This window comes from Streptomyces sp. M41 (genome assembly GCF_043673425.1).
Lineage (GTDB): Bacteria > Actinomycetota > Actinomycetes > Streptomycetales > Streptomycetaceae > Streptomyces.
Genome location: NZ_JBIMKE010000023.1, coordinates 22162 through 43996 on the forward strand (window position 1 = coordinate 22162; position 21835 = coordinate 43996).

Sequence of the window (21835 nt, forward strand, 5' to 3'; positions counted from 1 at the left end):
CCCCTCGCCGACCGCCGACGCAACCGCCCCCCACCATGCGCGAACGTAGTCGCACCCCACCGTCGCGAACGGGGGCCGCACGCCTCCACCCGACCGTCCGCGACCGGGGGCCACACGCCACCCCACCCGGCCTTCCGCGATCGGGGCCCCACGCCACCCCACCCGGCCTTCCGCGACCGGGGGCCCACGCCTCCCCACCGAACCTGTCGCATCATGGGCGATGTGCGACTCGAAGCGATCACCTGGGACCGGCTTGCCGAGAACCTGGCCGAACGGCTGCTCGACCTGGTGCCGGCCGACGGCAGCCCCTGGCCCCGCGTCGCTTTCGACGGTGCCCCGGCGGCCCACCCGGATGACCTCGCCGACCGGGTCGCCGAGGCGCTGCGCATACGAGGCCGCCCCTCGCTCACCGTCGGCACCGAGGGTTTTCTGCGTCCGGCCTCGGTGCGGCTGGAGTACGGCCACGAGGACGTCGACGCCTACTACGACAGCTGGTTCGACACCGGTGCCCTGTGGCGCGAGGTCTTCGGCCCCCTCGAACCCGGCGGCACCGGCCGTGTCCTGCCCGATCTGTGGGACCCGGCCACCGACCGCGCCACCCGCAGCCCCTACGTCCAACTCCCGTCCGAGGGCTTCCTGTTGCTGCACGGCCCCCTCCTGCTGCGTCAATGGTTCCCCTTCGATCTGAGCGTCCACGTCCTGCTCTCACCCGGTGCCCTGCGCCGCCGAACCCCCGAGGGCGAGCACTGGACCCTCCCCGCCTTCGAGCGCTACGAGCACGAGGCCGACCCGGCAGGCACGGCCGACGTCCTGGTCCGGGCGGACGACCCGAGGCATCCGGCATGGAACGGCTGAGCCGCCGGGAGCAGAGGTCCGCCCACGAGCGGGTGATCCACCGAACCTCGCGCCGGGTGACGCGCCTGCGATGCATCCACTCGGCTCCGGGTGCACGTGCGGGGTGGCGCGGCGAGAATGAAGGGCGCCGGGACTAGCGGTGCGTCCCGCGCCGCGCCGGCCGTCCGGCATCGGGAGGTACTTCATGACCACTGCCGGAGACATCATGCACCGTGGCGCCCAGTGGATCCCCGCCCACGAGACCCTGGACCGCGCCGCCCAGCTGATGCGGGACCTGGGTGTGGGAGCCCTGCCCATCAGCGACGAGAACGAACGGCTCTGCGGCATCCTCACCGACCGGGACATCGTCGTCGACTGCGTGGCCATGGGCCACGACCCGAGCCGGGTCACCGCCGGAGAGATGGCCCAGGGCACCCCGCGCTGGATCGACGCGAGCGCCGACATCGGCGAAGTGCTCCGGGAGATGAAGGAGCACCAGATTCGCCGACTCCCCGTCATCGACAACAAGCGCCTGGTCGGCATGATCAGCGAGGCCGATCTGGCCCGGAACCTGCCGGAGAGCGACGTCGCCCACTGGGCGGAGAGCGTCTACGCCAGGTCCGCGGAGCCGATGACCCACTGACCTGCGGCGCCGGACCCCGGCACCCATCCGCTCACCTCTTGCGCCGTCCTCGTCCGTTCACCCACCCCTCCGCTCCTGGGCGGAGACGGACGGGGGTGGACGAGGGCGTCAGAGCCAGCCATTGCGCCGGAAGCCGCGGTACAGCGCCACACAGGCCATCGATATCACTGTTATGACCAGCGGATAGCCGAACGCCCAACGCAGCTCCGGCATGTAGTCGAAGTTCATGCCGTAGACACCGCACACCATCGTCGGTACGGCGACGATCGCGGCCCACGCGGTGATCTTCCGCATGTCCTCGTTCTGCGCGACGGTGACCTGGGCCAGGTGGGCCTGAAGGATCGAGTTCAGCAGTTCGTCGAAGGCGGAGATCTGCTCCTTGGCGCGCAGTAGATGGTCGGAGACATCGCGGAAATAGGCCTGTATCTCGGGCTCCACGACCCGGATGGGGCGTGTGGCCAGCTCCTCCAGCGGGCGGCTCAGCGGCACCACCGCCCGTTTCAGCTCCAGGAGTTCGCGCTTGAGCTGGTAGATCCGTCCGGGGTCGACGCGCGCGCCGTTCGCCGCGAAGACATCCGTCTCGACCTGGTCGATGTCCTCCTGCACCGAGTCGATCACGCTCAGATAGTCGTCGACCACGTGGTCCGCGACCGCGTGCAGCACCGCCGCCGGCCCCTTGGTGAGCTGCTCGGGCGCCGACTCCAGCTCCTCGCGCAACGGGCCCAGTGAGCCGTGCCGTCCATGTCGCACCGTGATCACGAAGTCCTGGCCGACGAACACCATGATCTCGCCGGTGTTCACGACCTCGCTCGTCGCCGTGAGCTCCTCGTGCTCGACGTAGCAGACCGTCTTGAACACCGCGAACAATGTCTCGTCGTAGCGCTCCAGCTTGGGTCGTTGATGTGCCTCGACGGCGTCCTCGACGGCCAGCGGGTGCAGGGCGAACAACTCGGCGATGCCCGCGAACTCCTGGTCCGTCGGCTCATGGAGGCCGAGCCAGAGGAATCCGTCACCTCGTTTGCGTACCTTCTGCACGACGTCCACGAGATCGCCGCTCTCCGGGACCCGCACGCCGTCCCGGTACCTCACGCAGTTCACCACCGACGAGCCCAGCGGGGACCGGGCGGGATGGCTGAGGTCGACGCGGGGGCGTCGTCGAGCCAGCCGTGCCACCTTGCGGAGGTCACCGACCTTGCTCAGGCCCGTGACCTTCCGCAGATTCCCTGCCATGGACATCTCGATCTCCTTGCGTGGCTCCCTCGTGCCGCATCTCTGCGCCCTGGCCCGCCAGTTTGCCAGTTGGGCTCCTTCTGCGCGGCGGGCGAGAGCAGCAACGCAGGTCACATCGCACGCAACCGATGAGTCGATGCGTTGATGGACTGGGTGGTCTCCGGCCGAGATCCGATCTCGGGATTCCAACTGTGGGTGTCAGCGCTGGTGACTGGCGTGAAGGGGTGCCTGCCCGTGCGTTGAGAGGACTTCCAGGTGTCAGAGACCGTTCCGCCCGCCCCTGCACGGCTGAGCCCGGTGCGGGATAACCACGCTTGGGTCCTGACCGCCCCGCGCCACGCCGAGCCGGGATACCCCGCCGTCCGGCGAGACGTCGCGACGGACGCAGGGCGCCCTGGCTGAGGACGCCGACCCCAACCGATCTGACCTGCGGCATCACCCACCGAAGGTAGACTGGCGGCGATATCCGCACCTTTTGCGCAACTACCTCCCTTGGTAGACGACACGCTCGTCCCCTGGTTCGGAGTGCGACGATGGACGGAGAACTCCCGCACACATCCCCGGCATTCACCACAACGTGGCAGGAGTGGCTGGCCGAGAGCCTGCTCCGCGGGGTTGCGGAGGATGAGATCGTCAGCGTCATGCGACAGCGGGGCTTCGACCATGCGGAGGCGTGGCGGCTGATCGCCGCGCAGCAGAAGATCCCGTCCTTCCGCGTGGCGCACCGGCTCCTGTGCGAACACCGCAAGCTGCGTTCGCTGACGGACGCACTGAGCGACCAGTGGAGCCAGTCGCCGCAGGCCACGGCGGTGCCCGTGATGGACCCGCCGGACCCGGAGGCGTTCTTCGAGCGCTTCTACTTCGCCAATCGACCCGTGGTCGTCCGCGGGCTCGTGGAGCAATGGCCGGCGCTCCACAAGTGGTCCCCGGACTACTTCGCACAGGAGTTCGGGGACACGCCGATCGAAATATCGGGGGACCGGGAGGGCGACCCTCGGTTCGAGGAGAACTTTCTCGCGCACCGCCGCGAGATCACCATGCGCGAGTTCGTGGCTCACGTGATGGCGGACGAGGGCAACGACCGGTACGTGGTGGCCAGGAACCAGCTGCTGCAACGTCCTGCGTTCCGCCGGCTGTTGGACGACATCCACCACCTCCCCGGATTCCTCGCCCCCGTCACCCTCAGCCGGGCGAAGTTGTGGTTCGGTCCGGCGGGCACACTCACGCCGCTTCACCATGACGACTCCAACATCCTGTTCGTACAGATCCAGGGTTCGAAGCTGGTGCGCCTGGTGGAGCCGCACAGCCTGCCGCGCCTCTACGGCGAACAGGGCGGTCACAGCTCCGTGGACCTCGACGACGTGGACCTGACCCGCTTCCCGCTGATGAGAGACGTACCCGTGACCGAAACGACCGTACGCCAGGGCGAAGCCCTCCTACTGCCGCTCGGCTGGTGGCACTGGGTCATGTCAGTGGAGACGAGCATCTCCTTGTCGTTCGTGGGCGGGTTCGACCTGCCCGGACACTCCACGAGCTGGCGCTATGCCTGAACCGCGCCTGTCCGTCCCGGTTGCGGCCCCTACACCACCAGCAGACACTGGGAAGTGTCTGTTCGGATGGGCGCGGCGCCGCAGGGCCCGTTAGGAGCCGAGTATGGATGAGCAGCCCGCCAGTGACGTCGAGCGGGACTCGGAGGAGCCGGCACAGCCGGACGAGGCTGCTCTCCTCATCGCCTATTCCGTGGCCGATCGCCCCCTGACCATCGAGACGGCGGCAGCGAGCCGCGACTGGATGTCGGCGACGCGCCAGCATTACGCCAATCGCTGCCTCCCCCTCCTGATCGCCAACCAGAGTGGTTGGCTCCTCCTGAACGACACGCGCTTCAGGGCCAGGTGGTCGGGCGGGGAGGAGCCGGACTCCCTGACGATCAGCCACGACTGCCGACCAGGCCACCGACCCCTGGCACACAGCCAGTTCGGCTACGGAATCATCACGTGGAGCATCCCCTACCTCCTCCGCACCCCTCCCGGTTTCAACCTCCATGTCCGAGGGCCGACGAACTATCCGAAGGACGGTGTGTGCGCCCTGGACGGAATCGTGGAGACGGACTGGACGGCGGCGACCTTCACCATGAACTGGAAGGTGACGCGGCCGTTCACCGACATCGTCTTCGACGAGGGCGAACCCTTCTGCATGTTCGCTCCGCAACGCAGGGGAGAGCTGGAGTCGTTCCGCCCGGAGGTCCGCAGTCTCGACTCCATGCCCGCAGACAACGCCCGGTTCCAGCAGTTCAAGAGCTCCCGGGAAGACTTCGTGGTCAGGCTGAGACAAGGCGCCCTACCGGTCGGCAGTTGGCAACGCGACTACTTCCGCGGCCGCGACGCGGGAGACGGTGTCTTCGCGCCGACACACCAGACCCGACTCCATCTCGAGCGGTTCCGCGGCCAGGAGTGAGGTGCCCAGTGGGAACACCCAAGAGGGGGAACGGGAGCGGGCCGCCCGTGCACCGCTCGGTGAACCAACCGACCAAGGACATCCACTGCGACTACCCGACAACGGGACCCACCAGAAGAGTCACCGATGCGGAACGGGAAGCGTACGAAAGGGATGGCGCCGCCCTTCTGAAGGGGATCGTTCCGGACGACTGGGTGGCCTACATGGGCGCCGCGATCGACCGGCTGACGCAACGGCCTCACCCTTCGTCGCAGAACTACGCGGAAGCGGGACAGCCGCGCTTCGTCGGCCAATCGTTCCCGTGGCTGCTCGACGATGCCTTCAAGGCGTGGGCCCTGTACGGTCCGATGCCGGACATCGCCCGCCAGGTGCTCACCGGAGCCGGGAGCCTGCACTTCTTCTACGATCAGGTCTTCGTCAAGGAGCCAGGCACTCCCAAGCCCACACTCTGGCATCAGGACTACCCCTACTTCCCCCTCGACGGCGAACAGATCCTCCGCCTCTGGGTACCGTTCGACACCGTCACGGATCGAAGCGGCGCACTCCACTACCTGAAGGGCTCCCACCGCTGGGGCGTGGTGTACGAGGCCCCCGGCTCCGGGCGGCTATCGGAGTGGCAGCCCGATTTCGATGCGGAATACTGCGAACACGAGTGGCTGATAGGAGAGTCGAGACCCGGGGACGCGCTGCTGCACCACCCCAAGACCGTCCACGGGGCCCGCGCCAACAGTACCGGGACACCTCGCCGGGCGTTGGCGGTCGTGTACACCGGGGACGGGGTGACCTGGGATCCGCATCCGGCCGACATGTTCCACAACAAGGGCCAGACCGGCCATGTGACCACGCCGGCTCTCAGCCGGGGAGAGCCCATCGACTGCGACCTCTTCCCCACGGTCTGAGCCGCTCGGAGCGGCACCGGTTCAAGGCGCAGCGAGTTGACGGCGTGCCGCGGTCAGGATGCGCACGGCCGAGGCCGTGGACCCTGCGTGGTGCTGCTCGTCGTCGCAACAGCGGATTAGCCCGTCCTCGTCCTGCCAGCTCGCCAGCAGCAGGATGCCGTCGCACACCTCCCGCCGGCCGACCTCGCCACGGAAGACGCACTCTTCCAACGCCGTGATCCAGCCATGCCGGTCCGCGCCGGGCACCCGCCATAGCGCGCCCCGCCCCGGCCGGACCCAACTAAGGGCGTCGCCCAGGGGCCGTTCGGCGCAGGCGCGCCCTCCGGACTCCCGCCTGGCTCCCGAGCGGGCCGCGGTACCGCGGGTCAGGACGGCGTCGACCTCGCGCCGCACCCGGGCTCGGTGGGCCTCCCTGCCGGCGGAGCCGACCTGGCGGGCCGGGTAGGGCCCCGGCTCCAGTGCCCGACGAACCATGGCCAGTGCCAGCGCGACCACCAGGGTTGCATGGTGCGACCGCGGCCAGTTCTCGGGGACGGACCGTTCGGCCGCATAGCGGGGCCAACTCCCGTCCTCCCGCCGGGTGCTCGCCAAGAGCTCCAAAAAAGGAGCGAGGTCGACCAGGCCACGAGCGTCACAGACGCAGATCGCGCTGCACACCAGTTCTGCGGCGAGATCGACGCTGCCCGATTCCACGGCTCGCTCCAACAGCACGTCCAGGAGGTCGCGTACGTCCGGCAGGGCGAGCTCCGGCCACACGGCGCGGCGCTGCCCGAACTCGGTTGCGTACATCGCGGTGTGCGTCATCGCATAGGTCTCCTGCTCCGTGACCAGGAGAACGTTCGGGTTGGATGCGAGCGAGGAGAAGGGCAGGACCTCGTCCGGTCTGCTGTCCACGCTCATCCCGAGGAGCCGGAGGAAGAAGAGCACGTCCAGAATGCGGTGCGGAGGACGTTCGGTCCACAGCGGCACACCGCTGCGTACGATCGCGCGTACCAGGCGGCCCACGGAGCCGTCCTCCCCCATGGCCACCACGGCCGCGTAGGGGAGGCCGTAGTAGTTGACGAAGTCACCGTTCTCGACGACGAGATCACGGTACGCAGGCCTCTCCACCTCTTGCCGAAGGTGCTGGAGGATCTCGTCCTGCACCGGGTCGACGGGGCGGAGCCTCGCACGCACCGAAGCGTAGAGGGCAATGTCGACGAGCGGTTTCATGCCGCCCGGGCCGGGCCCGACCAGGGTCACCGAGCACTTGGAGAGCTCACGACAGAGCCACGTAGTAGCGGCATTCTCCAGTTCGGAGACTGCCGCTATCAGCGGCTGTGTCGTGTACGCCGTGGTGTCAGTGTTCACGACGGCGGATCGATGCCTCCCCGCCCCTGCCGTTCGAACGCCGAGGGTGGGTCGATGGCCGGCGGCACCATGTCTCCCGGCTTCTTGCCGGTCGACAGCCCGGACAACCACTTCGCTTGGCCCTTGCCGCTGAGCCGCCACTGGTTGGCCTCTTTGGCGAGCCATTCGAAGTTGTCGGCGAAGCAGGCGGTGTCACAGACCTGGCCCCGGTCACGTTCGGCTTGGACGAGCGGGCCCAGGTAGCGCCAGTACCACTCGACGGGCCAGCGTTCGAAGACCAGGCCGCCGTAGAGAGCGCCGTTGCGGACCAGCACTCCCGCGGTTTCGAAGAAGGAGGCCACGGATGTCCAGGCGTCATAGCCGTCGGAAATGCGGGGGTTGCGGGCTCGGATCGCGTCGTAGTCGACCGTGGACGGATCCATGCCCTCCCGGAAGTGGTCGAGGTACCAGAGGAAACCTCGACGAACCGGGCCGTCCCTCGTCATGTCGTACAACTTGATCAGAAGTTGCGCGTCATGATAGCTGGGGCCTTCGGGGGCGTTCGATTCACTCATGCACGCTCCAGACGTAGAGCCCCCCTCTGTCAGAAGTCTCAGGCGCCTCCCGTCAGCGCCGCAACTCGGCGCCGCCTATCCGAGGGGCGACCGCCTGGCTCCCTGGAGGCCCCCAAGAAGCCTACCGTGGCTCTGGTTTCGGCACAGCCGGAGAAGCAGAAAACCCCAGGTCAACTGGGGTTTCTCTAGTGTCCGAGCGGGGACTTGAACTCCGAGTACAAGCTGGGGATCTTCGCCGAGTGCCTGCTCCAACAAGACGCATGCCTCAGCCGGCCGACCGGAGGCAGCCTCCACCGCAGCCAGGTCTCCGAGGACCACAATTGGGCTTGATCCGCTTTGATCGCGCCGGGCGGCTGCGCGAGGAACTTGTCGAGATCGACGCGGAGGTGGCCCGGCTGAAGGCCGCCGGGGTGGTGATCGGGCAGTTCGTCGCGGCGGAGCATAGCGGGCAGGCCGACGACCCAGCCATGGCGGAGGAGTTGGAGCAAATCACAACGGGCCCGGGTACGAGCAGGGTGCTGTTGGTCCCGCACCACGGGCCGGGCATGGTCGAGAGCGCGCTGCCCGCCGACTACCAGGCGATCATGAAGATCGTGGCAGTGGTGCCGGAGCCGGACCTGGCCAAAGCCGCTCATCACCGCAACGGCCGACCTTCACAACTCAGCGATCGAACAGGACACTTGGGACAGCAGGATCGCCGCCCGCGCCTCGTTCCAGCTCGTCCCGGGGATTCTCTGGAAATCCGGCACCACAACGTGCTAGGAGCTCCCATCTTGTACATATTCAGCGCGCTGTCCCGCTATGAGCCAGTCGGTCAACCCACCTTCAGCATGGTCGACTCACTGAGCGCTCCATTGGCGAGCGGTACGAGTGAGTCAACGTGTTGAGCGCGTGCGCAGAAGGGGTGAGGGGCGGTAAGCCTGTGGGAACAGTGCATTCCGCTTTGTTCCCGCCTGTGGGTGAAGCCGTGCGGAGCGAGCGGTGCGGATCGGGCGGTGGGGTTCGGGCGGTGGGGTTCGGGCGGTGGGGGTCGAGCGGTGGGGTTCGGGCGGCGCGGAATTCGAGACCGTCCCGCCGAGCGTCGACTACTCCCGGCAAGCCGGATAACTGGGATGATCTCGGTATGAAGCGAACCGACGGGTATCTCCTCGACAACCGGCACTCCGCGGCGGGCGAGCAGGGCGACGCCGTGGGCCCCCTCTTCGACCCCACGACGTTCAGGCACCTCGAAGGGTTCGGCATCGGACCGGGCTGGCGCTGCTGGGAGGTGGGTGCCGGCGGCACCTCGGTGGTCTCCTGGATGGCCAAGAGAGTCGGTCCGACCGGAAAGGTGATCGCGACCGACCTCGACACTTCACGGCTCACGCCGGCCGCCCGCCCGCCGGTCGAGGTCCGCGTCCACGACGTGGCGGTCGAGGAGCCGCCGGGGGAGGGGTTCGACCTGGTGCACGCCCGACTGGTGCTCGCCCAGGTCGCTGACCGCGAACGGGCGTTGCGGTCGATGATCGAGGCCCTGGCCCCCGGTGGCCGTCTGCTGATCGAGGACGCCGACCCGGCGCTGCAACCCCTGCCCTGCCCCGACGTGCACGGCCCCGCCCAGCAGCTGGCGAACCGCCTCCGCGACGGCCTCCGCACCCTTCTCGCCGACGACGGCTCGGACCTCTCCTTCGGCCGCAGTCTCCCGCGTCTGCTCCGCGCGGCCGGGTTGCGCCGGGTCATGGCGGACGCGTACTTCCCGCTCGCCTCGCCCGCCTGCGCCGCGCTCGAATCGGCCACGATCCGCGAGTTCCGCGCCCGGCTCGTCACCGCCGGCATCGCCACCGAACAGGACATCGACCGCCACCTCGCCAACGTCACCGCCGGAGGAATGGACCTGGCCGCGGCTCCGATGATCTCGGCGTGGGGGCGCAAGGTGTAAGCGGGGGGCAAGGATAGACAGGGCTTGGCACCGGACAGGCAAGGCCCAGCCCTATCACCCATATCGGTGAGTTGCCGTACGCCGGCGGCTTGCCTCACGCACGAGCATCACCGCGGACCAGGCGGACCAGGCGGACCAGGCGGACCAGGCGGACCAGGCGGACCAGGCGGACCAGACCGACCAGGCGGCCTCCCGCCCACCCCTTCCACCGCCATCGCCCCGGCCCGGCACCCTTCGCGTGCCGCCTCGTCCGGCCCGGAGCCGGCAATGAGGGAGGCCAGGAAGGCGCCGGTGAAGGCGTCGCCCGCCCCCGTCGTGTCGGTCGGTGCCGTCGGCACGGCGGGGACACGGGCATGCACGGCGCCGGAGCGGGCGATCAGCGCTCCCTCCGCCCCCTGCTTGGCGACCACGAGCGGAACATGACGGCTCAACTCGGCTGCCGCGTCCACCGCGTCGGACAGCCCGGTGAGCAGGCAAGCCTCGTCGCGGCTCGGCAGCAGGACGTCCATGTCCGCCACCAGCGCCAGGTAGCGGTCGACGCCCAGCTCCACGAGGAACCCCGCCGACGCCGGATCCATACTCACCGGCACGCCACGCGCGCGTGCCGACGCGACTGCCGCCGACACGAAGGCCCTGCTCGGCTCGGAGAACAGCAGATATCCCGAGAGATGCAGCCGGGCGACCCCGTCGAGCAGCGCGTCCGACCAGTCGGCGGGTTCGAGCCGCAAGGACGCGCCGCTGTCGGTGAGAAAGGTCCGCTCGGCGGCGGCACCCGCGTCGACCAGGCAGATCACCGTTCCTGTGGGAGCCTGGGGATCCACGACGAGGTGAGGGCGTACCCCGCCCGTGGTCAGCTCCCGCTCGTGCCACGCCGCCGTGTCCGCGCCGACCCGCCCCAGCAAGCGCACGTCCGCGCAGCCCCAATGCGCCGCCCAGCAGGCCACATTGGCGCCCGCGCCGCCCGGCACCGTCCGAATGGCCGCGGCCGTGTCCGTCCCCGAGGCGAGCGGCCCCCGGTGCCGGGCTATCACGTCCGTCACCACGTCCCCGACGACCAGCAGGGCACCGCCTTCGGCGCTTCCGGTTCCCAGTGCTCCGGCCTCGGTCAAGTCCCGCTCCCGGCCCCGTACGCCGCCACGACCGTCACGTCGCTCACGCCCCGGACCAGGCCGCCGCGATCCGCCCCGCCAGCCGCACGTTGCCCCGGACCGCCGCGAGATTGGCGTCCAGCGAGGCACCGTCGGTGTGCCGCACCAAGTAGTCCAACAGGAACGGCGTGACCCCCTGACCGGCGACGCCCTGCTCCTCGCACGCGTGCAGCGCGTCGGCGAGCACGCGCGCGTGCAGCTCGGGATCCAACTGCTCCGCCACCGGCACCGGATTGGCCACGATCAGCGCCGACTTCGGCCCGTCCAGCGCGTCCTGAGCGCGCATCACCTCGGCAACCTCCCTCGGCGTCCGAAGCGTCCAGTCCACCGGATGACCCGAGTCGGACAAGTAGAAGCCGGGGAAACGTTCCGTTTCGTAGCCGGCCACGGCGACGCCCAGCGTCTCCAGCCGCTGAAGGGTCGCCGGGACATCCAGGATCGACTTCACTCCGGCACACACGACCGTGATCCGGGTACGTGCCAGGAGCCCCAGGTCGGCAGACTCGTCCTGCGTCACCGTCCACTCCCGGTGCACGCCGCCGAGCCCGCCCGTCGCGAACACCCGTACGCCCGCGAGGGCCGCAAGCAGAGCGGTCGCCGACACCGTGGTCGCCCCGCTCGCCCCCGAGGCGACCGCGAGCGGCAGATCACGGTGCCCCAGCTTGCGGATGCCGTCCTCGTTCGCGATCCTTTCCAGCTGCTGCTTGTCCAGCCCGACGTGGGGCCGCCCGTCCAGCACGGCGATCGTCGCGGGAACGGCACCTTCCCGCCGCACGACTTCCTCCAGCTCCAGCGCCACCTGGAGGTTGCGAGGGCGCGGCAGCCCGTGGGCGATGATCGTGGACTCCAGGGCCACCACGGGTCGACGCGCGTCAACCGCCTCCCGCACTTCTTCGGACACCACCAGCACCACGCGCCTGCCTCCTGTCTGTCGGTCTTCCCTCATCTCTGGCGGGCGGTCCGCCAGATCAAACCCTTGCGGCATGTGGGGGACGACACCAGCCTTGGAGGCATGACCGACAACATGACACGTCTCGACCACGTCGTCCTCTGGGTGCGCGACCCGGTCGCGTCGGCCGAGTTCTACGACAAGACGCTCGCGACGGCGCCCGTCAGGCTCGCCGAGTTCATCGCGGGCGAGGCACCGTTCCCCTCGGTTCGCATCAACGAGGAGACCATCCTGGACCTCATGCCGATGACCATGGCAGAGCGCATGAAGATGCTCCCCGGTGCCGGCGAGAGCGCGGGGCACCCGGTCAATCACATCTGCCTGTCCCTGCCGGAGGCCGAGTTCCACAAGCTCCGCACCCGCCTCGAGGAGCTGGACCTCCCCGTCTCGGACTACTCGTACGACTCCTTCGGTGCCCGCGGCAAGGCTCGGCGCAGCTTCTACTTCCGCGACCCCGACGGCAATGTCTTCGAGGCCCGGCACTACGACTAGCGCGAAGACCAGGGCCGGGAGCGGGCCCGAGGGCGGTTGCCTCAACCGTCGGCCGGGGTGCTCTTCGCCTGTCTCCTGCCCCGAGTGAGCAGCGCGAGCGCCGCCAGCGGGATCAGCAGGCAGGCGGCGGTGAAGTTCAACCAGGCGTAGCTCGCCCGGGCGACGACCAGCCCGGCGAGTGCCCCGCCGATGCCCGCCGAGGCGTTCATGACGAGGTCCGAAAGACCCTGCGCGGCGGCCCGGGCGGGCTGCGGCACGGAGTCCGTGAGCAGCGCGGAACCGGAGACCAGCCCTGCCGACCAGCCGAGCCCCAGTACGAAGAGCCCGACGGCCGTCTGGCCGTGGCTGCTCCCGGCCGTCCCGGCGAGGAACACGGCGCACGCCAGCAGCCCCACCGCGAGCCCGATCCCGGACAGCCGCCCGAGCCGGTCCGACAACCGCCCCATGAGCGGGGCGAAGGCGTACATGCCGGCGATGTGTCCACTGATGACCAGCCCGATCAGATCGATGCCCGCGCCGTGGTGCGCGAGATCGACCGGGGTCATCGCCATCACGGCGACCATCGCCGTGTGCGCCACGGCGACCGTCACCACCGCGAGCCGGGCCCGCGGCGACGCGCGTACGGCGGCCAGCCCCGCGCGCAGCGAACGGGCCGCGGGCGAGTGGTCCTCGGCAGGGGCGAGCGCACGCGCCGTCAGCAGGGGATCCGGTCGCAGCAGGACGGCCACCACGACCGCGGACATCAGGAAGATCCCCGCCGCCCAAAGGAACGGGCCTGCCTCTGCGGGTATCCCGAGGCCGGTCACGCTGCGCCCGGCCGGCGCGGCGATGTTCGGGCCGACGACCGCTCCGATGGTCGTCGCCCACACGACGAGCGAGATGGCCCGGGCCCGTCGTTCCGGTTCGGCCAGGTCGGCGGCTGCGAACCGGGCCTGGAGGTTGGCCGCCGAAGCCGCGCCGAACGCTGCCATCCCGAAGAGCAGCAGTGGAAAGCTCCCGATGGCCGCCGCGAGCACGCAGACCCCGGCGCCCACGGCACCGATGAGGTAGGCGAGGACGAGCCCGGGACGCCGCCCCCGGGAGGTCATCAGCGCGGCCAGCGGCAGGGACAGCACCGCCGTACCGGTGACGGTCGCGGTGGGCGCGAGCCCGGACAGCGACTCGGTGCCGCTGACCTGGGTGGCGAGGACGGCCGCGAGCGCGATGCCCGTGGCGACGCCCAGCCCGCCGAGGATCTGCGTAGCGATCAAGACGGCCGATATACGGCGCCGCAGCGCCGCCAACCGGTCCGGCGGGACGGCCTCGACCACGTGCCGCTGGACGGCGGTCACGAGGCGCACCCGGGTATGCGACACGTGGGACAGGACGTCACCGGGCAGCAGACCGGACCGGCCGCGTACAGGTGGGTGAAAAGTGTCGTCACAGGCGCAGTCTCCCCCGCGTGGCTCGCCCGCCCAACCCCGAGAAGGGCAGGAGAACGATCAGAAGAGCGGTTCCGGCAGCACTCCTTCCAGTGCGAGCAGCTTCCGCTTGGTCTCCAGTCCGCCCCCGAACCCACCGATACCGCCGTCGCTCTCCACGACCCGGTGACAGGGCACCACGACCGGCAGTGGATTGGCGCCCATCGCCATCCCCACCGCCTGGGCCGCGCCCGGCTGTCCGACCCGGCCGGCCAGATCGCCGTACCCGACGACCGAGCCGTACGGGACGCCGGTGGCCAGCTCGCGCAGTACCTGGCGGTTGAAGCCGGAGATGAGCGACCAGTCCAGCGGAAGCTCGAAGTCGCGCCGGGCGCCCGCGAAGTACTGGTCCACCTGATGTATCGCCTCGGCCAGCAGCGGGGAGTCGGTCGCCTCGACGGGCTCGGTGCCCAACCGGGACGCCAGTCGGCCGAGCGCCTTGTCGCGCACCTCGTCCGTGGCGTGGAACACGACGCTGACCAGGCCGTCGCGGGTCGCGGCCAGCATCAGTGGACCGATGTCGGTACCGACGACGGCCCATACGACCTGCTGCTCGTACTGCCCATGGCTGTCCATGCGCCCACCGTACGGCCCACCACTGACATCGCCCGGGCGTCGGACCTCGGATCCTCCTGGATCAGGCCATCCGTCAGGGCGTCCCGCACCACGTCGGGACGGTTGGTGATGATGCCGTCGACGCCGTACCCGGCGACCAGCCGGGCGGTGACCGCGTCGTTCACGGTCCAGGTGAAGACCTCCAGCGGCCTGCCGTGCGGCCCCGTGTAGGCGTGGACGGCGGCCACATAGTCCGTGGAGATGGAGCCGTACGAGGGATTGATCTGGTCGGCGAAGGTCGCGTACCCGGCGAGGTCCGCCTCGGGCGGCGTACCGAGGAGGCCGGTCTTGACGCCGGGCTGAAGCTCATGGACGGTTCGCATGGTGTCGGCGCTGAAGCTCTGCACAATGAGCCGGCTCGCGAGGTGCTGAGGGTCGAGCCACCCCTCGTCCCCCAGAACCTCCAGGGTCTGCTGCTCGATGCCCGGATACAGTTCGGGGTTCTTGATCTCCAGGAGAAGTTTCTGGTGGTGCAGCTCGACACGGTCCATGAACTGCTCCAGCGTCGGCACGCGCGCGCCCGCGTGAGCGGGACCGAACCAGCTGCCCGCGTCCAGGCGGGCGATCTCGGCGGCGGTGAAGTCCTTCACCTTCCAGGGCGCCCGATCCGGAAAGACCTCCTCCACATCGGTCGTGCGCTTCAGGTTGTCGTCGTGGAGTACGACCAGCTCGCCGTCCTTGGTGCGCTGGACGTCGTTCTCGACCCAGCTGATGCCCAGTTCGGCGGCCTTGTCGACCGCCGCCAGAGTGTTCTCGGGGGCGTAGGCGGACGCCCCCCGGTGGGCGATGACCGTGGGCACGGCGCCGCCGGCACGGGCGTCGGTGGCGGGAAGCAGGAGAGCGGCAGTTCCCAGGAGCGCCGTCGTCGTGGCGGCTACAGCGCGCGCGTGCATGCGTACTCCTCGCGTCGAGCGATCACAGACAGTTCAACTGTGACAGCAGTCGGTCAACGGTGAAGGAGTGCAGAATGGCCACAGAATGAATGGAGTTGCCCAGGCCCGCTCACTCGTGCCGCACAACTGGGGCAAGGCCGTGTTTCTTTGCCGGAAAATCGTTCGACCATTCCGGTGGGAGTTACTCTCTGCCTCAACCCTGACCGCCCGGGCGGTCCTGGGAGGGGGCGCATTTCACGGATTTCCGGGACGTAAGTGGGCGGGAAGGGTAGCCGCGTATGCAGGGCACGATCGACGGATTCAGCTACGGACTCGTCACACCGCTGGTGGCCTACCTGATGGCCTGCCTCGGCGGTGCGCTCGGTCTGCGCTGCACCACCAGATCGATGCGCGTCTCGCAGTCCTGGCGCCCCGGGTGGCTGGCCCTCGCGGCGGCGGCCATCGGCTCCGGCATCTGGACCATGCACTTCGTCGCCATGATGGGGTTCACGGTCGAGGAGACACCGATCCACTACGACAAACCGATGACGTTCGCGAGCCTTGCAGTCGCCATCGTCATGGTGGGCATCGGGATCTTCATCGTCGGCTACAAGGGCGCCCGCGGTACGGCCCTGTTCACCGGCGGCACCATCACCGGTCTGGGCATAGCCTCGATGCACTACCTGGGCATGGCCGGGATGCGCCTGCACGGAAAGCTGGAGTACAACACGTTCACCGTCGCCGCCTCCGTGGTCATAGCCATGGTGGCGGCCACCGCCGCACTGTGGGCCGCGGGGCAGGTCAGAGGGTTCCTGTGGAGCGTCGGCGCGAGCCTCGTCATGGGCCTCGCCGTCAGCGGCATGCACTACACCGGGATGGCCGCCCTCAGCGTCCACCTCCACGGCACCGGCGGGGACCCCGCCACGGGTGACTCACCCGCCGCCCTGCTCGCCCCCATGCTGGTCGGCCCACTTGCCTTTCTGCTCCTCGCGGCGCTCGTCGTCCTCTTCGACCCGCTGATCGTCACGGCGAAATCCGCAGCCGCCCCCACCGAGCACAAACCGGGCGTCCCGGCCCACCCCGCCGCCGTCCCGCACCAGGCCCGCCGCCCCCAGTTGCGGGTCCGCCGCAACCAGGACCGCCACAGCTCCCGGGCCCCGCAGAACCACTGATCCGGACGCGTTGTCAGTGGGGGGTCGTACGGTGGATCCCATGCGGCCCGTTTCCCAGATCGAACGCACGGTGGCGCCCTTCGAGGTCGTCAGCCCCTACCAGCCCAACGGCGACCAGCCCCAGGCCATCGCCGAGCTCGCCCAGCGCATCGGAGGCGGCGAGAAGGACGTCGTCCTGCTCGGCGCGACCGGCACCGGCAAGTCCGCCACCACCGCGTGGATGATCGAGAAGCTCCAGCGTCCCACCCTGGTGATGGCGCCGAACAAGACGCTGGCCGCCCAGCTGGCCAACGAATTCCGCGAGCTCCTGCCGAACAACGCCGTCGAGTACTTCGTCTCGTACTACGACTACTACCAGCCCGAGGCGTACGTCCCGCAGTCGGACACCTACATCGAGAAGGACTCCTCCATCAACGAGGAGGTCGAGCGACTGCGCCACTCCGCGACGAACTCCCTGCTCACCCGCCGCGATGTCGTCGTCGTAGCCTCGGTCTCCTGCATCTACGGCCTCGGTACCCCACAGGAGTACGTGGACCGTATGGTCCCCCTCAAGGTCGGCGAGGAGATCGACCGGGACCAGCTGCTGCGCCGCTTCGTCGACATCCAGTACACACGCAACGACACGGCATTCTCCCGGGGCACCTTCCGGGTGCGCGGCGACACCATCGAGATCTTCCCGGTCTACGAGGAGCTCGCCGTCCGCATCGAGATGTTCGGCGACGAGATCGAGGCACTGTCCACGCTCCACCCGGTCACCGGCGAGATCATCAGCGACGACCAGCAGCTGTACGTCTTCCCGGCCTCCCACTACGTCGCGGGCCCCGAGCGCATGGAGCGGGCCGTCAACGACATCGAGAAGGAGCTCGGGGAGCGCCTCGCCGAACTGGAGAACCAGGGCAAGCTCCTGGAGGCCCAGCGTTTGCGGATGCGCACGACCTACGACCTCGAGATGCTCCGCCAGATCGGCACCTGCTCCGGTGTCGAGAACTACTCGATGCACTTCGACGGCCGCCTGCCCGGCTCCCCGCCCAACACCCTGCTGGACTACTTCCCCGACGACTTCCTGCTCGTCATCGACGAGTCGCACGTCACCGTGCCGCAGATCGGCGCCATGTACGAGGGCGACGCCTCCCGTAAGCGCACCCTGGTCGACCATGGCTTCCGCCTGCCCTCCGCGCTCGACAACCGCCCGCTGAAATGGGAGGAGTTCCAGGAGCGCATCGGACAGACCGTCTACCTGTCCGCGACCCCGGGCACCTACGAGCTCTCCCGCTCGGACGGCCATGTGGAGCAGATCATCCGCCCCACCGGCCTCGTCGACCCGGAGGTCGTGGTCAAGCCCACCGAGGGCCAGATCGACGACCTGGTCCACGAGATCCGCGGGCGCGTCGAGAAGGACGAGCGCGTCCTGGTCACCACCCTCACCAAGAAGATGGCCGAGGACCTCACGGACTACTTCCTGGAGCTCGGCATCCAGGTGCGCTATCTGCACAGCGACGTCGACACCCTGCGCCGAGTCGAGCTGCTGAGAGAACTGCGCGCCGGCGAGTTCGACGTCCTGGTCGGCATCAACCTCCTCCGCGAGGGCCTCGACCTGCCCGAGGTATCCCTCGTGGCGATCCTCGACGCCGACAAGGAGGGCTTCCTGCGCTCCGGCACCTCCCTCATCCAGACCATCGGGCGCGCGGCGCGCAATGTCTCCGGCCAGGTCCACATGTACGCCGACAAGGTCACCCCGGCGATGGAGAAGGCCATCGACGAGACCAACCGGCGCCGGGAGAAGCAGGTCGCCTACAACAAGGCGAACGGCATCGACCCCCAGCCGCTGCGCAAGAAGATCAACGACATCGTCGCGCAGATCGCCCGTGAGGACGTCGACACTGAGCAACTACTCGGCAGTGGATACCGCGCGAAGAAGGACGGCCGGGGCACCAAGGCCCCCGTGCCCTCCCTCGGCGACAAGGCGGCCAAGGGTGCGAAGGCGGCTGGACCGGCCAAGGGCAAGGCCAAGGGCAAGGAAACGGTGCCCACCGACCGCCCCGCGGCCGATCTCGCCGAGCAGATCGAGGAGTTGACGACGCGTATGCGGGCCGCCGCCGCGGATCTGCAGTTCGAGATCGCGGCCCGGCTGCGCGACGAGGTGTCCGAAATGAAGAAGGAACTGCGTCAGATGAAGGAGGCCGGCCTGGCCTGACGGCTCACGGGCGCCGGTCCCGGCCCCGCGGCCGGCGCCCTGAATCGGCCCGAAACGGGCCCACCGGGCACGCGCAGTGTTGCAAGACCGACACAAAGTGCGGACCGGGGTACGTCACTGTCAGTGCCCCTGCGTAGGGTTCTGGTCATCCGCGGAGTCCGCGGCCAACAGGGGACAGTTCGAGAGGGGAAACAGCACGTGACCGTCAACATGACCAAGGGTCAGGCAATCAGTCTGCAGAAGAACGACGGGGGCAGCCTGACCGCGGTACGCATGGGTCTCGGCTGGCAGGCGGCTCCCCGGCGCGGCCTGTTCGGCTCCCGCACTCGGGAGGTCGACCTGGACGCCTCCGCCGTCCTGTTCGCGGACAAGCAGCCGGTCGACGTCGTCTTCTTCCGCCACCTGGTGAGTGACGACGGCTCGGTGCGGCACACCGGTGACAACCTCGTCGGCGGTGTCGGCCAGGGCGGCGACGACGAGGCGATCCTCGTCGACCTCGCGCGCATCCCGGTCCACATCGACCAGATCGTCTTCACCGTGAACTCCTTCACGGGCCAGACCTTCCAGGAGGTGCAGAACGCGTTCTGCCGCCTGGTCGACGAGACCAACGGCCAGGAGCTCGCCCGCTACACACTCGCGGGCGGCGGCGCCTACACGGCGCAGATCATGGCGAAGGTCCACCGAGTGGGTCCGGGCTGGTCGATGACCGCCCTCGGCACTCCGGCCAACGGCCGTACGTTCCAGGACCTGATGCCGGCGATCCTGCCGCACCTGTAAGGCCCGCCCGGCGAGCGGCACACGACACACACAAGCGACACGGGGGGACGAAGGCATGACGGCCGAGCTGGTGCGGGGGCAGAACCACCCGCTCTCCCAGGCCCGTCTGGAGATCAGGGTCTCGGCCGGCACGCCGATCGTGGCAGGAGCCACGCTCGGCGACGAGCAGGGCAGGATCCACGGAGTCGAATGGGTGGCCCACCCCGGAGCTCCCACCCTGCCCGGCCTCGAGGTCTCCAAGCAGGCGGCTGCCGACCATCGACTGGCGGTGGACCTGGACGCCATGCCGGAGGCCGTCCACCGCGTGAGTGTGCTGCTCGCCCTGCCGACCGGAGTCACCGGCCCGAACAGCTTCGGCGCCGTGCCGACCCCCTTCGTCGCGGTCACCGGCCTCGACGGCGCCGAGGTGGCCAGCTACACCATCACCGGCCTGGAGGCCGAGTCGGCCGTGGTCGCTCTGGAGCTCTACCGCCGTCAGGACGCCTGGAAGGTGCGGGCCATCGGGCAGGGCTACGCCGGCGGCCTCGTCGAGCTCCTCACCGACCAGGGGCTGCCGCAGGCCCACCAGCTGGCCGGCAGCATCGACGAGGCGGTGGCCCAGGGCATGGCTCGTTCGCTGCCCGCGCCTCCTCGGGCGGACGGCGACCGCTCCCGGCAGGCGGCGGCGCCCGCACTCGGAGCGGACCAGGGCGGCACCGCCCCGCAGGGCGCCGCAGGCCCTGCGCCGTCGCAGCCGACGTCGCCCTTCGGCACCCAGACCCCGGGCGTCCCCGGACAACCGACGCCGCAGCCGAACTCGCCGTACGGCACCCCGACGCCGGGCATACCGGGCCAGGCCGCGTCCCCGTCCTCGTATCAGGGCGGAAGCGGAATGACCGACCCCGCTCAGCCGTCCGCGTCCACAGCCGGCGGCCCGATCGACTACAGCCATCCGCGCCGTCAGAACGCGGCTCCACCGCCGCCCCCGCCGACCGCGCCGCCTGCCCAGCCCGGGCAGCCGGCGCAGCCCGTCGCGGGTGACGCCACCGGCTGGTCCATGGAGGAGCGGCTGTACAACCAGGTGTGGGGCATGTTCGAGGACCTCGCCCGCACCACTGCCGCCTACCGCAGCGCGGTCGACTTCGCGGACTCCCGCATGGAGAAGGAGCTCGACCAGGTCTTGTCGGACCCGCGCAGCCGGATCGGCGGTCAGGGCGACGCCGCGCGCGAAGCCGCCCAGGCCAAGCACTCCCAGCTCGTCAACCAGGCCAGGGCCACCCTTGACCGGGACCTCGCCCAGCTCGGCGCCGAGGCCGAGGTCGTCGAGCCGGCGCTGCCGCCCGCGTACGCACGCTGGGACAACCCCGTCTGGCAGGGCTATCGCGTGCCGATGGAGATCCCCATGGCGCTGCGCCTGGGCGAGCTCCACCTGCCCGAGAGCGCCCAGTTGCGCATTCCGATGCTGGTCCGGCTGCCGCTGGAGCGCGGTCTGTGGATCGACAGCGGACGCGGTGGATCGATGGACGGCTCGTTCACCGACTCCCACGACCTGCGCCGCCTCGCGATGGAAGTGGCCGTGGCGCACGCGGCGCGGTTGCTCGCCGTGTACCCGGCGGGCGAGTTCACCGTGCATGTCATCGATCCGGCGGGTTCGGGCGCACAGGCACTCGTTCCCCTGGTGCAGAGCGGTGTGCTCGCCGCCCCGCCCGCGGTGGGCGCGGCCGGTGTCGCCGATGTCCTGGCGCGGCTGACCCAGCGCGTCGACCTTGTGCAGATGGCGCTGCGGGGCGGCGCGCCCGACTCCCTGCCCCCCGGCTTCGACACCTCTCAGCAGCTGCTGATCGTCAACGACTTCCCGCACGGCTTCGATGACCGGGCCGTCAACCAGCTGCGCTACCTGGCGGACGAGGGACCCGCCGTCGGCGTCCACTTGATGATGGTCGCGGACCGGGAGGAGGCCGCTGCCTACGGCCCGCTGCTCGATCCGCTGTGGCGTTCACTGCTGCGCCTGACCCCGGTGGCCGACGACCACCTCGCCGACCCCTGGGTGGGGCACGCCTGGACCTACGAGCCCTCGCTCGTGCCGCCCGGCAGCCAGGTGCTCCAGCAGGTGCTCGCGCAGGTCGCGCAAGCGAGGGCCAAGTACAGGTAAAGAGCCCCTGACCAGCACACTTGGCCTTGTTTTTGCCAAGCACTTTACCTTTCCTTGGTGATTGGGTAGTCTTCATCCCACGGAGGGGAGTACTCCCTGTCTAGTGCGACGTACCCGTCAATACGGATCCGGCCAGATCCCGG

At 69.4% G+C, this 21835-nt stretch carries 19 protein-coding genes and 1 pseudogene; 12 read left to right on the plus strand and 8 right to left on the minus strand.

Translation table 11 applies throughout. From position 1 onward, the window contains the following. Positions 1–213 precede the first annotated feature (213 nt). On the plus strand, positions 214–855 hold the full coding sequence (locus tag ACHBTE_RS25270; protein ID WP_394726362.1) for a uridine kinase: 642 nt from the start codon (positions 214–216) through the stop codon (positions 853–855). Between the two features lie 184 nt (positions 856–1039). Next, positions 1040–1477: a CBS domain-containing protein gene (locus ACHBTE_RS25275; RefSeq protein WP_394726363.1), complete on the plus strand. Its 438-nt coding sequence runs from the start codon at positions 1040–1042 to the stop codon at positions 1475–1477. A 108-nt stretch (positions 1478–1585) separates the two neighbouring features. Here ACHBTE_RS25275 and ACHBTE_RS25280 read toward each other — a convergent pair whose 3' ends face one another. Next, positions 1586–2713 (minus strand): magnesium and cobalt transport protein CorA, encoded by a 1128-nt coding sequence (locus ACHBTE_RS25280; RefSeq protein WP_394726364.1) that lies wholly within the window; start codon positions 2711–2713, stop codon positions 1586–1588. Between the two features lie 527 nt (positions 2714–3240). Between ACHBTE_RS25280 and ACHBTE_RS25285 the strand changes: the two genes are divergently transcribed. The 3 genes from ACHBTE_RS25285 (at position 3241) to ACHBTE_RS25295 (ending at position 6060) form a co-directional block, all read left to right on the plus strand. Then, positions 3241–4257: a cupin-like domain-containing protein gene (locus ACHBTE_RS25285; RefSeq protein ID WP_394726365.1), complete on the plus strand. Its 1017-nt coding sequence runs from the start codon at positions 3241–3243 to the stop codon at positions 4255–4257. A 103-nt stretch (positions 4258–4360) separates the two neighbouring features. Next, complete coding sequence (locus tag ACHBTE_RS25290; protein ID WP_394726366.1) at positions 4361–5161, plus strand: DUF6065 family protein; 801 nt, start codon at positions 4361–4363, stop codon at positions 5159–5161. Between the two features lie 47 nt (positions 5162–5208). Then, positions 5209–6060: a phytanoyl-CoA dioxygenase family protein gene (locus ACHBTE_RS25295; RefSeq protein WP_394726367.1), complete on the plus strand. Its 852-nt coding sequence runs from the start codon at positions 5209–5211 to the stop codon at positions 6058–6060. Between the two features lie 21 nt (positions 6061–6081). Here ACHBTE_RS25295 and ACHBTE_RS25300 read toward each other — a convergent pair whose 3' ends face one another. Together ACHBTE_RS25300 and ACHBTE_RS25305 are read right to left on the minus strand one after the other, a co-directional pair. Beyond that, complete coding sequence (locus ACHBTE_RS25300) at positions 6082–7410, minus strand: DUF6895 family protein (protein WP_394726368.1); 1329 nt, start codon at positions 7408–7410, stop codon at positions 6082–6084. Beyond that, positions 7407–7964: a hypothetical protein gene (locus ACHBTE_RS25305; protein ID WP_394726369.1), complete on the minus strand. Its 558-nt coding sequence runs from the start codon at positions 7962–7964 to the stop codon at positions 7407–7409. The genes ACHBTE_RS25300 and ACHBTE_RS25305 overlap by 4 nt, the downstream gene beginning before the upstream one ends. Positions 7965–8290: 326 nt before the next feature. On the opposite strand from ACHBTE_RS25305, the gene ACHBTE_RS25310 reads away from it, so the two are divergent. Both ACHBTE_RS25310 and ACHBTE_RS25315 read left to right on the plus strand, forming a co-directional pair. Continuing rightward, positions 8291–8851: a hypothetical protein gene (locus ACHBTE_RS25310; RefSeq protein ID WP_394726370.1), complete on the plus strand. Its 561-nt coding sequence runs from the start codon at positions 8291–8293 to the stop codon at positions 8849–8851. 236 nt (positions 8852–9087) lie between these two features. After that, on the plus strand, positions 9088–9882 hold the full coding sequence (locus ACHBTE_RS25315) for a methyltransferase domain-containing protein (RefSeq protein ID WP_394726371.1): 795 nt from the start codon (positions 9088–9090) through the stop codon (positions 9880–9882). Positions 9883–9989: 107 nt separating this feature from the next. Here the strand turns inward: ACHBTE_RS25315 and ACHBTE_RS25320 are convergent, their stop codons facing one another. Both ACHBTE_RS25320 and ACHBTE_RS25325 read right to left on the minus strand, forming a co-directional pair. After that, the gene (locus ACHBTE_RS25320) at positions 9990–10991 is read right to left on the minus strand and encodes a carbohydrate kinase family protein (RefSeq protein ID WP_394726372.1); all 1002 of its coding nucleotides are present in this window, start codon (positions 10989–10991) and stop codon (positions 9990–9992) included. A 43-nt stretch (positions 10992–11034) separates the two neighbouring features. Further along, a complete protein-coding gene (locus ACHBTE_RS25325) occupies positions 11035–11943 on the minus strand; it encodes a pseudouridine-5'-phosphate glycosidase (protein WP_394726373.1) in 909 nt (302 codons plus the stop codon). A gap of 99 nt (positions 11944–12042) precedes the next feature. On the opposite strand from ACHBTE_RS25325, the gene ACHBTE_RS25330 reads away from it, so the two are divergent. Further along, on the plus strand, positions 12043–12471 hold the full coding sequence (locus ACHBTE_RS25330) for a VOC family protein (RefSeq protein ID WP_394726374.1): 429 nt from the start codon (positions 12043–12045) through the stop codon (positions 12469–12471). 41 nt (positions 12472–12512) lie between these two features. On the opposite strand, the gene ACHBTE_RS25335 is transcribed toward ACHBTE_RS25330, so the two are convergent. From ACHBTE_RS25335 to ACHBTE_RS25345, 3 genes and pseudogenes are all read right to left on the minus strand, one after another. Then, positions 12513–13802 (minus strand): MFS transporter, encoded by a 1290-nt coding sequence (locus ACHBTE_RS25335; protein ID WP_394726375.1) that lies wholly within the window; start codon positions 13800–13802, stop codon positions 12513–12515. Between the two features lie 150 nt (positions 13803–13952). Further along, positions 13953–14507 (minus strand): methylated-DNA--[protein]-cysteine S-methyltransferase, encoded by a 555-nt coding sequence (locus ACHBTE_RS25340; RefSeq protein ID WP_394726376.1) that lies wholly within the window; start codon positions 14505–14507, stop codon positions 13953–13955. A gap of 74 nt (positions 14508–14581) precedes the next feature. Further along, positions 14582–15439, minus strand: a pseudogene (locus ACHBTE_RS25345) (glycerophosphodiester phosphodiesterase); the annotation flags it as partial. Positions 15440–15717: 278 nt separating this feature from the next. Between ACHBTE_RS25345 and ACHBTE_RS25350 the strand changes: the two are divergent. The 4 genes from ACHBTE_RS25350 to ACHBTE_RS25365 all read left to right on the plus strand — a co-directional run bounded on the left by ACHBTE_RS25350 (position 15718) and on the right by ACHBTE_RS25365 (position 21692). Next, positions 15718–16590: an MHYT domain-containing protein gene (locus ACHBTE_RS25350; protein ID WP_394726377.1), complete on the plus strand. Its 873-nt coding sequence runs from the start codon at positions 15718–15720 to the stop codon at positions 16588–16590. 40 nt (positions 16591–16630) lie between these two features. Then, positions 16631–18784, plus strand: a complete 2154-nt coding sequence (gene uvrB, locus ACHBTE_RS25355; RefSeq protein WP_394726378.1) for an excinuclease ABC subunit UvrB — start codon at positions 16631–16633, stop codon at positions 18782–18784. Positions 18785–18982: 198 nt separating this feature from the next. Next, the gene (locus ACHBTE_RS25360) at positions 18983–19561 is read left to right on the plus strand and encodes a TerD family protein (protein WP_394726379.1); all 579 of its coding nucleotides are present in this window, start codon (positions 18983–18985) and stop codon (positions 19559–19561) included. A 55-nt stretch (positions 19562–19616) separates the two neighbouring features. Beyond that, positions 19617–21692 (plus strand): TerD family protein, encoded by a 2076-nt coding sequence (locus ACHBTE_RS25365; protein ID WP_394726380.1) that lies wholly within the window; start codon positions 19617–19619, stop codon positions 21690–21692. Positions 21693–21835: the final 143 nt, after the last annotated feature.

Bases quoted from the DNA above. Each gene is read 5' to 3' on its own strand.
- ACHBTE_RS25315 (WP_394726371.1), top strand. From the start codon at position 9,088: ATGAAGCGAACCGACGGGTATCTCCTCGACAACCGGCACTCCGCGGCG.
- ACHBTE_RS25285 (WP_394726365.1), top strand. From the start codon at position 3,241: ATGGACGGAGAACTCCCGCACACATCCCCGGCATTCACCACAACGTGG.
- ACHBTE_RS25280 (WP_394726364.1), bottom strand. From the start codon at position 2,713: ATGTCCATGGCAGGGAATCTGCGGAAGGTCACGGGCCTGAGCAAGGTC.
- uvrB (WP_394726378.1), top strand. From the start codon at position 16,631: ATGCGGCCCGTTTCCCAGATCGAACGCACGGTGGCGCCCTTCGAGGTC.
- ACHBTE_RS25290 (WP_394726366.1), top strand. From the start codon at position 4,361: ATGGATGAGCAGCCCGCCAGTGACGTCGAGCGGGACTCGGAGGAGCCG.
- ACHBTE_RS25365 (WP_394726380.1), top strand. From the start codon at position 19,617: ATGACGGCCGAGCTGGTGCGGGGGCAGAACCACCCGCTCTCCCAGGCC.
- ACHBTE_RS25305 (WP_394726369.1), bottom strand. From the start codon at position 7,964: ATGAGTGAATCGAACGCCCCCGAAGGCCCCAGCTATCATGACGCGCAA.
- ACHBTE_RS25270 (WP_394726362.1), top strand. From the start codon at position 214: ATGGGCGATGTGCGACTCGAAGCGATCACCTGGGACCGGCTTGCCGAG.
- ACHBTE_RS25340 (WP_394726376.1), bottom strand. From the start codon at position 14,507: ATGGACAGCCATGGGCAGTACGAGCAGCAGGTCGTATGGGCCGTCGTC.
- ACHBTE_RS25330 (WP_394726374.1), top strand. From the start codon at position 12,043: ATGACCGACAACATGACACGTCTCGACCACGTCGTCCTCTGGGTGCGC.
- ACHBTE_RS25275 (WP_394726363.1), top strand. From the start codon at position 1,040: ATGACCACTGCCGGAGACATCATGCACCGTGGCGCCCAGTGGATCCCC.
- ACHBTE_RS25350 (WP_394726377.1), top strand. From the start codon at position 15,718: ATGCAGGGCACGATCGACGGATTCAGCTACGGACTCGTCACACCGCTG.